The sequence below is a fragment of the Dehalobacterium formicoaceticum genome, from assembly GCF_002224645.1.
In the GTDB taxonomy this organism is placed as follows: Bacteria; Bacillota; Dehalobacteriia; order Dehalobacteriales; family Dehalobacteriaceae; genus Dehalobacterium; species Dehalobacterium formicoaceticum.
This window is the reverse complement of record NZ_CP022121.1, coordinates 3,622,995-3,635,562: the sequence shown is the minus strand read 5'-3', so window position 1 is coordinate 3,635,562 and position 12,568 is coordinate 3,622,995. Positions and strand designations below refer to the sequence as shown.

General features: G+C 43.8%; 16 protein-coding genes. 10 read left to right on the top strand and 6 right to left on the bottom strand.

Going from position 1 to position 12,568, the window contains the following annotated elements:
* Position 1 precedes the first annotated feature (1 nt).
* From cobM to rbr, 9 genes are all read left to right on the top strand, one after another.
* Positions 2-754 carry a precorrin-4 C(11)-methyltransferase gene (gene cobM, locus CEQ75_RS17635; protein WP_089612333.1) on the top strand — a complete coding sequence of 251 codons (753 nt, stop codon included), beginning with the start codon at positions 2-4 and terminating at the stop codon, positions 752-754.
* Positions 751-1,119, top strand: coding sequence for a hypothetical protein (locus CEQ75_RS17630; RefSeq protein WP_089612332.1), 369 nt, complete (start codon positions 751-753; stop codon positions 1,117-1,119). The genes cobM and CEQ75_RS17630 overlap by 4 nt, the downstream gene beginning before the upstream one ends.
* Positions 1,116-1,796, top strand: a complete 681-nt coding sequence (locus CEQ75_RS17625; protein WP_089612331.1) for a cobalamin biosynthesis protein — start codon at positions 1,116-1,118, stop codon at positions 1,794-1,796. Before CEQ75_RS17630 ends, CEQ75_RS17625 begins: the two co-directional genes overlap by 4 nt.
* Positions 1,797-1,815: 19 nt before the next feature.
* A complete protein-coding gene (cobJ, locus tag CEQ75_RS17620; protein WP_089612330.1) occupies positions 1,816-2,556 on the top strand; it encodes a precorrin-3B C(17)-methyltransferase in 741 nt (246 codons plus the stop codon).
* Positions 2,553-3,326: a precorrin-6A reductase gene (gene cobK / locus CEQ75_RS17615; RefSeq protein ID WP_089612329.1), complete on the top strand. Its 774-nt coding sequence runs from the start codon at positions 2,553-2,555 to the stop codon at positions 3,324-3,326. Before cobJ ends, cobK begins: the two co-directional genes overlap by 4 nt.
* Positions 3,327-3,442: 116 nt before the next feature.
* On the top strand, positions 3,443-4,156 hold the full coding sequence (gene rd, locus CEQ75_RS17610; RefSeq protein WP_089612328.1) for a rubredoxin: 714 nt from the start codon (positions 3,443-3,445) through the stop codon (positions 4,154-4,156).
* Positions 4,157-4,193: 37 nt separating this feature from the next.
* On the top strand, positions 4,194-5,354 hold the full coding sequence (locus tag CEQ75_RS17605; protein ID WP_089612327.1) for an FprA family A-type flavoprotein: 1,161 nt from the start codon (positions 4,194-4,196) through the stop codon (positions 5,352-5,354).
* The gene (locus CEQ75_RS17600) at positions 5,354-5,737 is read left to right on the top strand and encodes a desulfoferrodoxin (RefSeq protein ID WP_089612326.1); all 384 of its coding nucleotides are present in this window, start codon (positions 5,354-5,356) and stop codon (positions 5,735-5,737) included. The genes CEQ75_RS17605 and CEQ75_RS17600 overlap by 1 nt, the downstream gene beginning before the upstream one ends.
* Positions 5,738-5,758: 21 nt before the next feature.
* Positions 5,759-6,295: a rubrerythrin gene (gene rbr, locus CEQ75_RS17595; protein ID WP_089612325.1), complete on the top strand. Its 537-nt coding sequence runs from the start codon at positions 5,759-5,761 to the stop codon at positions 6,293-6,295.
* 92 nt (positions 6,296-6,387) lie between these two features.
* On the opposite strand, the gene CEQ75_RS17590 is transcribed toward rbr, so the two are convergent.
* Entirely contained in the window at positions 6,388-6,930 is a 543-nt protein-coding gene (locus CEQ75_RS17590; protein WP_157677527.1) for a sortase, read from the bottom strand.
* A gap of 73 nt (positions 6,931-7,003) precedes the next feature.
* Positions 7,004-8,980, bottom strand: a complete 1,977-nt coding sequence (locus tag CEQ75_RS17585; RefSeq protein ID WP_198306589.1) for an Ig-like domain-containing protein — start codon at positions 8,978-8,980, stop codon at positions 7,004-7,006.
* Between the two features lie 542 nt (positions 8,981-9,522).
* On the opposite strand from CEQ75_RS17585, the gene CEQ75_RS17580 reads away from it, so the two are divergent.
* Entirely contained in the window at positions 9,523-9,765 is a 243-nt protein-coding gene (locus CEQ75_RS17580; protein WP_089612322.1) for a GIY-YIG nuclease family protein, read from the top strand.
* A 91-nt stretch (positions 9,766-9,856) separates the two neighbouring features.
* On the opposite strand, the gene CEQ75_RS17575 is transcribed toward CEQ75_RS17580, so the two are convergent.
* The 4 genes from CEQ75_RS17575 to CEQ75_RS17560 form a co-directional block, all read right to left on the bottom strand.
* On the bottom strand, positions 9,857-10,321 hold the full coding sequence (locus CEQ75_RS17575; RefSeq protein ID WP_089612321.1) for a CBS domain-containing protein: 465 nt from the start codon (positions 10,319-10,321) through the stop codon (positions 9,857-9,859).
* A gap of 200 nt (positions 10,322-10,521) precedes the next feature.
* Positions 10,522-11,043: a hypothetical protein gene (locus CEQ75_RS17570; RefSeq protein WP_089612320.1), complete on the bottom strand. Its 522-nt coding sequence runs from the start codon at positions 11,041-11,043 to the stop codon at positions 10,522-10,524.
* Positions 11,030-11,641: a J domain-containing protein gene (locus CEQ75_RS19270; RefSeq protein ID WP_089612319.1), complete on the bottom strand. Its 612-nt coding sequence runs from the start codon at positions 11,639-11,641 to the stop codon at positions 11,030-11,032. Before CEQ75_RS19270 ends, CEQ75_RS17570 begins: the two co-directional genes overlap by 14 nt.
* Complete coding sequence (locus CEQ75_RS17560) at positions 11,577-12,494, bottom strand: DUF5685 family protein (protein WP_157677526.1); 918 nt, start codon at positions 12,492-12,494, stop codon at positions 11,577-11,579. Before CEQ75_RS17560 ends, CEQ75_RS19270 begins: the two co-directional genes overlap by 65 nt.
* Positions 12,495-12,568: the final 74 nt, after the last annotated feature.

Here is a 12,568-nt window from a genome sequence, read left to right as displayed (position 1 = left end):
CATGGTTTATTTTATCGGAGCAGGACCGGGAGATATTGAGCTGATCACAGTCAAGGGCATGAAGCTGCTGCAAAAGGCGGATGTGGTCATTTATACCGGTTCTTTAGTAAGCGGAAATATTCTTGATTATTGCAAAGAAGGGGTTACCATCTATAACAGTGCCTCTATGAGTCTGCCGGAGGTGATCGATGCTATCCAGGAAGGCATCGATCAGGGGAAAATGGTGGTACGCCTCCATACGGGTGATCCTTCTATTTATGGGGCGATTCGGGAACAGATGGATGAGCTGGACAAGCGGGGCATTGATTTTGAAATTATTCCCGGAGTAAGCTCTTTTGTTGCGGCCGCTTCCCGGGTGAAGGCAGAATTCACCCTGCCCGGTGTTTCCCAAACCATTATCATTACCAGAAAAGAAGGCCGTACCGGTACTTCTGAAGGAGGCAAGATTTCCGAACTGGCCAAACATCGGGCCTCTATGGCTATTTTCCTGTCCGTTCAATCTATATCTCAGGTGGTAGAAGAATTGCTAGAGGGTTACAACGAAAATACCCCTGTGGCCGTGGTCTATAAGGCTACCTGGCCGGAAGAAAAAATTATCAGAGGAACCTTAAAAGATATTGCAGAAAAAGTTGGAGATGAAAAAATCAATCGGCATGCCCAGATTTTGGTAGGGGATTTTATGGGATCTCAATATGAATTATCCAAACTTTATGATTCTTCCTTTTCCCATATGTATCGGAGCGGAAAAGAGTGAGCAGAGCCATTCTTGCTGTAACACTGGGGGGGAAGGTAACGGCTTTAAAGATCCAACGGTCTATCGGGGGAGAGCTATTTACCCTGACTAAATATTGCACCGGGGATCTTTTTCGGCCTATTCAGGGATCTTTAAAAACATTTATGCAGCATATTTTTCAAGAGTATCGGGAAATTATTATGGTCATGTCCTGTGGGATAGCCGTGCGCAGCATAGCCCCCTATGTGGCATCGAAAGTAACAGATCCGGCGGTGGTGGTGGTGGATGAGCAGGGGCATTTTGCCATCAGCCTCTTATCGGGTCATCTGGGCGGTGCCAATGAGTTAGCCCAGACGATTGCCTCCATTACGGGGGGCAGAGTGTGATCACGACGGCTTCTGATAATTTAGGCCTGATCTCGGTGGATATGATCGCCAAAAAACATCATTTACATATGGAAGATATGGAGCAGGTAAAGAAGGTCACAGCCGCTTTGGTCAATGGAAAAAAGGTTGTGATGATTAACGAAAGTCCTTATGATATTGAAGCCCCGGGTATTGTGCAGGTGGGGATCCCTCAGCTGGAAGCAATGAAACCCGATGCTTTAATCTATGTGGGCTGCAAAAAAGCATTAGACTTTCTCCGGGATGATATCCCTGCGGCAAAACTAATTCCCCGCAGCTTGGTATTAGGGATTGGCTGCCGGAAGAATATTGAGGAAGAAAAACTAAGAGAGGCCATTGATACCTTTATGGAGCAGAAGAACATAACATTAGCCGGGGTAAAGGCTGTGGCAACTGTGGATGTGAAAAAAGATGAGCCGGCGATTTGTGCCTGGACGGCAAAAAAGGGTCTTCCTTTGGTTATTGTGGACCGAGGGGACATTGCACCCATCCAGGAGCAGTTCTCCAGTTCTGACTTTGTCAAAAAGACTATCGGCGTAGGTTGTGTTTGCGAACCTGCCGCCTATCTTGTTTCTCATCAGGGCAGGGCTGTTGCTCCAAAAACCTCATTTAACGGGATTACCTTATGCATATATGAAGATATCAGGACCGGAAATTAAATTATTTGTGGAGGTCATCATGAAGGGGAAAATTTTTGTTGTTGGTTTAGGACCGGGAGATCCGGGCAACATGACACCGAGGGCTTTTCAAGCCATTGAAGACTGTCAGGTTTTGGTAGGATATACCGTATATATCGAACAAGTGCAAGAACTATCCGCAGGCAAAGAAATTATCAAAAAAGGCATGGGGCAAGAGATTGAAAGAGGAAAAATTGCTGTGGAAAAGGCGGCTGCCGGCAATACGGTAGGTGTGGTGTGCAGTGGAGACGGCGGTGCCTATGGGATGGCAGGACTTATTTTGGAATTGCTTAAGGATCATCCGGCACGGGAGGATATTGCCTGGGAAGTGATTCCGGGCATCACCGCGGCCTTGTCTTGCTCTTCCCTTTTAGGTGCACCGATTGTAGAAGATTTTTGCACCATTAGCTTAAGTGATTATATGACTCCTTGGGAAAAGATTATTACCCGATTGGAAAAGGCCTGTGAAGGAGATTTCACTTTGGCCATTTATAATCCGAGAAGTCTGGCACGGCCGGACTATTTAGGACTGGCCATGGATGTGATCAAAAAACACCACACAGAGGATACCCCGGTTGGGATTGTGCGCAATGCCTATCGGGAGGATCAATCGATCATCTTAACCACGTTGAAGGAGTTTGATCCGGAAGTGGTGGATATGTTCTGTACCATCATTGTCGGCAATAGCAGAACCTATATTGCCAATGGTGTAATGATTACACCCAGAGGGTATCGGATATGATATTAGTCCTGGGAGGAACCGGTGATGCCCTGGATATTGCATGTGCTCTTTACCGGATAACCTCGAATGTGATCATCAGCACGGCAACGGCATATGGTTTTGAGGTCTCCCAGGAGCGCTTTCCCGGAAAAATAGTTCATGGAAAGATGGATCGGGAGGCTCTAAAAAAATTTATTCTGGATCAGGCCATCGATTATGTGGTGGATGCCTCCCATCCCTATGCTGAGAATCTTTCCCGCAATGCTATTGCTGTTTGTCAGGATTTAGGGGTGAACTATCTTCGTTTCGAACGCTCGACGATCGAAGAGGGACGAAAAGAAAGAATTCTTTGTGCAAATTTGGCAGAAGCAGGCGCCGTTGCGGAAAATTTACCGGGCAGAATATTTATCACCACCGGGATCAATAATATTGATCAGATGATTTCTCGGATCACGGATAAAAAACGCCTTACGGTGCGGGTTCTTCCCCAATCAGATTCTATTAAAAAATTGGAAGATCTAGGCTTAAATCCGGATCATATTATCGCTATGAAGGGTCCCTTTTCTGAAGAGATGAATACTCTGATGTTTCAGGAGACCCAGTCGGCGATTTTGATTTGTAAGGACAGCGGTATTCAGGGGGGAACTGATAATAAGTTAAGGGCTGCTGAGCGCCTGGGTATGCAGGTAATCCTAATCCGCAGACCAGATCTGATTTATCCTAATAAATTTTCTAATATTGATGAAATTGGAGAATATTTCAAAAACCTAAGGCCACATAAACAATATTAATGATAATTATTATTAAAAATTTAAAGGAATTTGCCAATTCTATGCAGGATTTTATGGAAAATTGGTGAAGATAATAGTATATGAAATGATAAAAGACGAAAGGAGATTTTGTGAACATGGACACAAAGATTTTTCATAAATTAAGTTATGGGTTATACGTTATTGGTTCCACCAAAGATGGAGCAATGAACGGACAAATCGCCAATACTGTTTTCCAAATTTCCTCTGACCCAGCCACAGTGGCTATTAGCATCAACAAGAATAATTTAACCAATGAGTTCATCAAAGCCAGCAAAGTTTTTTCTGTTTCGATTTTACCAAAAACAGTTCCTTTAAATTTGATTGGACATTTTGGCTTTAAGTCCGGTCGGGAGTTTGATAAATATCAATCCATTTCATACAAAAAAGGTGTTGCGGGTGCTCCGATACTCCTGGAAAATTCGGTGGGTTATATAGAATGTGAAGTAATAAACAGCTTGGAAGTAGAAACCCATACGATTTTTATCGGGAAAGTTGTAGATGCGGAAGTGTTAAGCCAGGAAGATCCGATGACTTATGCTTATTATCATCAGGTGAAGCGAGGATCAGCACCTTCCGGTGCACCTGCTCAAAAGAATGAAGAACCTAAGAGTAAAACGGAAACAACAGATAACAAGGAGGGTAAAGGTATGAAAAAATATGTATGTTCTGTTTGTGGTTATGTTTATGATCCCGCAGAAGGGGATCCGGATTCCGGCGTCGCCCCGGGAACTGCCTTCGAAGACATTCCTGATGATTGGGTATGTCCGGTCTGCGGGGTAGGTAAAGATCAGTTTGAGGTGGAAGAATAAATCGGTTAAAGGAAAAAACACTTTTTGAGGTGGTAGAATGAAAGCTGTTAAGGTGAAAGATAATATATATTGGGTGGGGGGAATTGACTGGGATATCCGCAATTTCCATGGTTATCTTACTCCCAGAGGATCTACTTACAATGCTTATTTGATTATTGACGAAAAAATAACCTTAGTAGATACCGTAAAACATTATTTATTTGATGAGATGCTGGAGCGGATTTCCTCGGTGATTGATCCTCAGAAAATCGATTATGTGGTATCCAACCATGTGGAAATGGATCATTCGGGGGGTTTGCCTAAGACCATGGCTCTTCTCCCTAAGGCGAAGCTTGTGACCTCAGCCAGCGGAGAGAAAGGCCTAAAGGCTCATTATAGCGGGGATTGGGATTACATGGTGGTTAAGTCAGGAGATACACTGAATCTGGGCAGCCGTAATTTGACCTTTGTGCAAACCCCTATGGTTCATTGGCCGGATAATATGGTCACTTATTTGGGAGAGGATCGAATTCTTTTTTCCAACGATGCTTTTGGCCAGCATATTGCCTCTCCGGAACGCTTTGACGACGAGATGAAATTGGGGATTCTGCTGGAAGAGGCTGGTAAATATTATGCCAATATTGTTTTCCCTTACGGCAGCCAGGTCCAAAAGGCTTTAGAAGCAGTGGCCACTTTAGATATTGAGATCATTGCACCCAGTCATGGGATCATTTGGCGTTCTCAGATTCCGGCAATTTTAGAAGAATACAAGAAATGGGCCGGTAATGAGACGGAGAATAAAGCGGTCATTGTATACGATAGTATGTGGGGATCCACAGAAAAGATGGCCTATGCTATCTATCGGGCCTTTGAAGCTAAAGGGGTAAAAACCAGGGTCATGAACCTGAAGGTAGATCATATTTCCGAAGTGATACCGGAGGTCCTCACTGCTAAATATATATGTGTGGGTTCGCCTACCTTGAATAATAATATGATGCCCACGGTTGCAGCCTTCCTAACCTATATGAAAGGGCTGGCACCTAAGAATAGAATAGGCTTAGCCTTTGGTTCTTACGGCTGGGGAGGTCAGAGTGTTGGTCAAGTGGAAGAGGTGCTGCAAGGAGCCGGTTTTCAGATCATGGAGCAGGCCAAATTAAATTACGTTCCTACTGCTGATCAATTAGAGGCAATTACCAGAAAAATTGAGGAGGGAATATGATGACCAATTTAAGGGAGATTTATAAATGCACTACTTGTGCCAACCTGATTGAAGTTGTTTTTACCGACGGATCCCCCTTGGTTTGTTGTGGTGATTCCATGACCAAAATGGAGGCGAAGTCTGAAGATACCGGCAATGAAAAACATGTGCCCGTGGTGGAAGCTCATCCTGATGGAGGGATTCTCGTTAAAGTGGGCAGTGTAGCACATCCGATGGAAGAAAAACACTATATTGCATTTATTGAGGTGTTAACAAAAGATCGGGTGCTGCGGGCGGAGTTGAAACCTGGTCAGAAACCGGAAGCAGAGTTCTGCACAGATTTGGATCAGGTGGTTGAAGTCAGGGAATATTGCAACATCCACGGTCTTTGGACGAATAAATAATATTGACATGGGGGTTTTATCATGAAGGATTTGAAAGGAACAAAAACTGAAAAGAATTTATGGGAAGCTTTTGCGGGGGAATCGATGGCTCGAAATAAGTATACCTATTTTGCTTCCACTGCCAAAAAAGAAGGCTATGAGCAAATAGCCGGATATTTTCTGGAAACGGCCGATAATGAAAAAGAACATGCCAAGCTGTGGTTTAAAAAACTCCAGGGAATCGGCAACACGGCAGAAAACCTGAAGGCTGCAGCTGCCGGTGAAAACGGGGAATGGACCGAAATGTATAAACGAATGGCTGCTGACGCCCGGGAAGAAGGCTTTGAGGAATTGGCCCAATTGTTTGACGGTGTCGCAGGAGTGGAGCAAAAGCATGAGGAACGTTACCTGAAACTTCTTGCCAACCTGGAGGAAGGAAAAGTCTTCAAAAAGGACGGTAAAGTCTATTGGAAGTGCCGCAACTGCGGTCATATTCATGAAGGAGACGCGGCACCGGAGGTTTGTCCCGTTTGCGACCATCCCCAGGCTCATTTCGAAATCCTGTGCAAAAACTACTAAGGTTCAGCACCGTGGGATCAAGGATTTAAGATAGCAGATAAATATAAAAAACAAGGGAGAATATTTCTTCCTTGTTTTTTTTTCGAGTTCAATCAATCAATCAGTCGGGCTTGCACAGCCAGTCTGAGCTGATCACGACCTTGGCTATCACAGGTTGTTAAGGTTAAAGCGTTATAACCGCGGGGCTGAATCACTGTCCAGTCATCGCTGGCGATGGAGAATACCTTTTCTGTCTGATAAACATAGGTGTTCCCTTGATAGGTAAGGTTGATCACATCACCCTCTTGCAGCTTGTCAAGGTTGCGAAACCAAGATCCATAGATGTTCAAATGTCCGGCAATAGCCGTGTTTCCCTTCCCAGGCAAGGCTGATTCCTGATACCAACCTGGGCCGATGCGGAGATCTTTTGGCCTGGTTCCCTGAACCACTCCCACAGCCAGGTTGATGGCTGGGATTTCCAGTTTCATGATCATCTGTTTTTCCAGCTGGGTAGGCTCTTTTTCTTCAATGGCTGGAGGCTCCTGACCGGAATCAATCAGGCCTGGGTATTCTGTATCTTGGAAGGGAACATCTTCTTCCGTCAAATACCATTGTCCGATTCGGGAGTAAATAGAGGTAAAGAAGGGATACAGCATGAGCAGTATCCCTCCTAAAATGCATAAAGTAGCAAAAATTGATATAAGTCTTTTCTTTTTAAGATTCATCTCTTTACGATCTCTTGAGATAGATTCCCAGTCCAACTAACATTGTGCCCAGTCCAGCCAAGGGCAGGGGATTGGCACCAGTTTTCGGTAATTCATGAACCGGAGGCTTAGCCTGTGCTACCGGTGTGGGGCCTGGTGTCGGTGTTGGTGTTGGTGTTGGTGCCGGAGCAGGTGTCGGTGCCGGTGCGGGTTGCACAGGAGGCACTGGTTCCGGTTCCGGGGTAACTACCGGCGGATTCTGCGGACCTGGTTCAGCAGGAACTTCCGGAGTCGGCGTGTTATCTCGGGGATCATCATCCCTGTTGTTAGAGGAACCGCCGCCGCCACTGCTGCTGGATCTGATCGTAATCGTTACTGTGGCAAATTCACTGTAATATTTGCCGTCAAAAACCCGGTAGGTATAGGTGTCTTTTCCTGTGTAGCCGGTGTCCGGCTTGTAGGTAAAGGACCCGTCTTCATTTTGCGTTAAGGTGCCATGGTCGGGGTCGCTTACGGTATCAACATCAACTATAATGGTATCTCCGTCGGGATCACTGTCATTGACTAAAATCCCAGGCAGGTCAACGGTAAGTGTTCTGTTTTTTCGCGTCGTGTAGCGATCATCTTTGGCCACGGGGGGATTGTCATCATCGCTATTCGGGTCTTTGATGGTGATGCAGATGTTAGCTTCATCATAAAATTCCCCATCGAAAATCCGATAGGTAAAGCAGTCTCTGCCTACAAAGTCCTGATCCGGAGTGTAGGTGTAGGAACCGTCTTCATTGTCGGTAACAGTGCCGTGTTCCGGGTTGCTTGTGCGCTCAACTGTAAGCTCGTCTTCTTCGGGATCGCTGTCATTATCCAGGTAGTTGGTAATGTCAATGGGCTTATTCTTGTCCGTGGTGTATTCGTCATCATTGGCCACGGGGGGAAGATTCTCGTCACCTTGGCCCGGATCTTTGATGGTGATGCAGATGTTAGCTTGAGAAGTAAATTCACCATCGGAAATCTGATAGGTAAAGCAGTCTCTGCCTACAAAGTCCTGATCCGGAGTGTAGGTGAAGGTTCCGTCCTCATTGTCTGTAACAGTGCCGTGTTCCGGGTCGCCGGTACGCTCGGATGTGAGTTCGTCTCCTTCGGGATCACTGTCATTATCCAAGTAGTCGGTGATGTCAATGGGCTTATTCTTGTCCGTGGTGTACTCGTCATCTTTGGCCACGGGGGGAAGATTCTTGTCACCGGGATCCGCAGCTTTGACTGTGATAGTAATGGTAGCCTCAACAGTGCAATGACCGTCGCTTACGGAGTAATCGAATTTGTCTTTACCGACAAAGCCAGTATTCGGGGTGTAAGTGATAGTACCGTCGGAAGCCATGCTGGCTGTGCCTTTTGCCGGTTGGTTTACCAAGGCAAAGGTCAGCTCATCACCATCTTCATCATAATCGTTGTCCTGGTAGTCTTCGGGGGCAATCACCAAAGCTTCATTCATCTTTGTTTCAAAAGAGTCGTCCCCTGCCACCGGAGCCATGTCATCATCGTTGATTACCAGAATAGTTACTTTTGCTTCTGCGGTCAGTTCGCCATCGCTCACTTCATAGGTAAAGCTGTCCGGGCAAGTAAAGCAGGTGCCACTTCCGTCGCGATAATAGGTAAAGCCGCCATCTGCATATAATTTCACGGTACCGTATTTGGGCTGCTTCACCGGGGTGGTATTGACGGTAAGTTCGTCCCCATTAGAATCTGTGTCATTTTCCAATACGCCGGGTGCTTTTATGTACAGATGTTTGCTGCCTGATTCATACTCATATGTATCATTAGTTGCTTGTGGCGCTTGGTTGGGTTCACTTTCCTCATCACCGTAAATAGGGCTGGGGATCAGAAAACCTGTCAGAAGCAAATTGATCACGACCAACGATGCAATCAATCCTGTTCTTAACCCGTGTTTCTTTACGATTACCACTCCTTTCCCTTGCATTTTTTTAATGATTTTAGAAGTACGCATATTTCTCCCTCCTTTCTCGGTTTTTAGAAATTGCATCTGAAATGTTGATAAAATAGATACAATTTCCATAAGTATCGCAAAAATGTCATCCTCAACATGATTTTTGCTTATTTTAAATTGTATTTGCTTGTAATAAAGAAGGACGAAAAAATTGGATACTCTTACCTAATTTTAACCTAACAAAGAGAAAGTTTCAATATTTATTAAAAGATAATAATGACAAGGACTAATAGCACATCGAGCACGAAATCGCTGGATGCCTAACATCAACAGACAGTGAACTCGTTCAGCTAAAGCTGAACATCGGGGCTTCAGATGGGGAATCTACCCCACCTGAAGTAAAATAGGAACTCACACTTATAGAAGTGGGAGTCTTGGAATTTGATCAATAATAGAAAATAGAAATAGGCTGATATGAACTTGATTATCAGTTTTTTGAGTGGTAGGATTAGCAGAGTTGCAGCAGCATGCACTGCTTTTGCTCCCGTTAAAGAAGGATAGACATAAGCAGTAGCTAATTATAAAAAACAGGAGAAATAAAAATGAATTATGTCTATATGATACAGTGTCGGGACGGCAGCTATTATACCGGTTGGACCACAAATTTAGAAAAAAGATTAGAAGAGCATAATCAGGGAAAAGGGGCTAAGTACACCAGGGGACGGGGTCCGGTTCTTTTAAAATATCATGAGGAATTTGAGACGAAGGAGGAAGCTATGCGCCGGGAATATTTGATTAAACAAATGTCTCGTAAGGAAAAAGGGGAATTATTGAAGGGTCAATAGATTGCTCAGGAAATCAGTACTCATATCATAAGAAAAACATAAAAAGGTGTGCGGATGAACAGCTTCCTTCACACACCTTTCTGCATTTAGTTCACTCTTCCTTTTCTCCCCTGGGCAGGAAAGTCTTTAAAATATCTGCCCGGCTGACAATACCTATAAGTTTTTTATTTCTGAGTACAGGGACCCGGTTCACATTTTTGTTGACAAAAATTGATGCGATGTCAGCAACATCCATATCTTCCCGAATGGTCAGCACATCTTTGGTCATGATTTCTTCTGCAATGGTCGCTGAAAGCTTTTTAAAATCATCCCGATAGCGATCTAGTCCATTATAATAAATAAATCCGCCCAGCAGTGAGAACACGCCTGGTAATCTTGGTGCAGTTTCCTGGTGCAGTAAATCTCCTTCAGTCACGATTCCGATTAGGTGGTTGTCATCATCCACCACAGGTACGCCGGAAATATGATTTTCGATTAATATTGTGGCAATGTCTTCAATTTTGGTATCCTTTTTAATTGTCACCACATTTTTCGACATAATATCCTTTGCTTGCATCTTTTCACCCTCTTTCTTGAAGAAAAGCAATTGTTCTTATTGCCAGTATAACGGAAGACAAGTGTTCTGTCCATATGGACGCAAGTATTTGTTGGTAGAAATAGCCTTAGAGGAGTTGATTATCAGCCTTTTCAGAGTTTGTTTAAGATCGGCATGGAGTTACTTTTTGTGCTTCAGGCAATTTTTATGCAGAGATGAGATTAGTTGAGGAGTTTTCTTAATTTTTTGAGATAGAAACTGATGATTAATGTAAAGGCGTAATCATAAATCAGAAAAATGACTTGGAGCAGGATGAAAATCAAGATAGGAGCAAGGGGAATTACTAGTTGGATTAATAGCAAAGAAGCAAAAAGGTAATAGGCAATCCCGGTGAAAAAATTCAGCACCAAAAGTTTCAGAAAAACTTCCTGAATCGGATGGTTTATTTTTTCGATCCATGTTTTCCAAAGGGGATAATGACCTAAAATAAAGATGTAGGGGATGAGACGCAGTTTGTTGGGGATTAAAACAAGAGCGAGGAGCAGGGTGGCAAAATAGAAAAGGATTCCGGCCCTGATACCGTGCTCAATAATGATCAAGGCGCAGAATACCGTGCTTAATCCATAAAAAAAAAGGCGGTTGGTGGGTAAGGTAGTTGCCAAAAACAAGGTGATCAAACACAAGGCGCCCAGGATTCCGCTGAGGGCGATTCTTTTGGCAGGATTTTGGTCAGCAGCACTCAATTAAATCTCCTCCAGAGCATTCGCAGCAGCAGTCGCTGCAATAAAGACAGCTGCATATTTGACATAAACTGGCATCGTTGTATCCTTTTTGCCGGGCGGCCCCCTGATAATGGTAAGTAGCCTGGCGCATATTGTTCCAGGCAGCTGCATATTCCTGATTCATGGGATCCATTCTCATGGCAGTTTGAATTTGATTGATGGCCTGTTGATACCATCCCCTGTGTAAAGAAATCAGCCCGCTTAAATAATGCCAGTCCGGATGATTGCGGTCCATGGTTTGTAAAAGGTTGAAGGCAGCATCATAATTGCCTGATTGAATAAAAGACCGCACTCTCAAAAAACCTTCGTTACCCGGACTTTTTTGATAGCTGTGTCGTTCATACCCGGAAGAGGAATTTTGGTGCGCCGTGGTATTATTCATCAAATAATCATAGGCCTCATTGATTTCTTTTAATTTTTCTTCTGCTAAATCTGCCAAAGGATTATCCATATATTTATCCGGGTGATATTTTTTTACCAACTCCCGATAAGCGTTACGGATTTCTTCTTTGGAAGCATTTTCCCGGACACCAAGTATTTCGTAATAATTTTTCTTCACTTTTGGCACAACTCCTCTGATTTAAAACCTGTTCTGTTTGTTTATTCATACCCAGATAGATAATATTGTCCAGGATGCCTCGATTAGTCTTGATATCCAATAGCTCGTATGACTGGGCCACTTGACTTAAAGTATACCTCAAAATAAAATCTGCCTTGCTGCAAGCTCGCTTCCGAAAGGATTCAAAATCTTCCCCCGGCTGATAGCAGGCAGCAATAAAAGGGTTGTATTGATTCTTTTTATGGTCTTCTGCCAGATCGTCTAAAGCATCAATGAGATAAATCCATTTACCCAGATTATAGCAGAACCATTTAATGGCCTTTTGAGTGGCGGGAGGAAAATCCAAGACTGGACAAATATTTTCCAAAATCTTAGCAAAGGTATCTGCTGTCTCATCAAGAGAGGGACTTTTTTCTTTTTCCAATCCGGCTAATTCCCGGGTTTTTTCTGAGATTAATTGATCCAAAGCCGGATGGAGTCGGGCGGCTTTTTTATATTTCCCGGACAAGAAAACTAAACCTGCTAAGGCTAAGGGTGAATGTTCATCCTGCCAATTATCCTGTAGATTATGATAGGCTAACAAGAGGTTAATATCGGCCCCATAGGACAGCCATTTATTATCCATCAGGATGGTACGTTTTTTCCCGGGGTGGACCATACACCTACGGGAGGCGGTCTCTTCCGAAGTATCCGTAAGGGATGTGAGAAAGAGAGATAAAAATGTCACATCATAATTAAGTAAAAGGGTACTTAAGCGGCCGTACCCTTTTTTTAACTCCTGGCAAAGTCCGCAATAATAGGAACGAAAATGATTGTATTCTCTAATTTTTAATTCATCTTTGATAATTCTCACATATCCAAACATAAAGATAAGATTTCGCTAAAAAAATAATTCTCCTGCTAAAATATTTGATCTGGATAGGGATT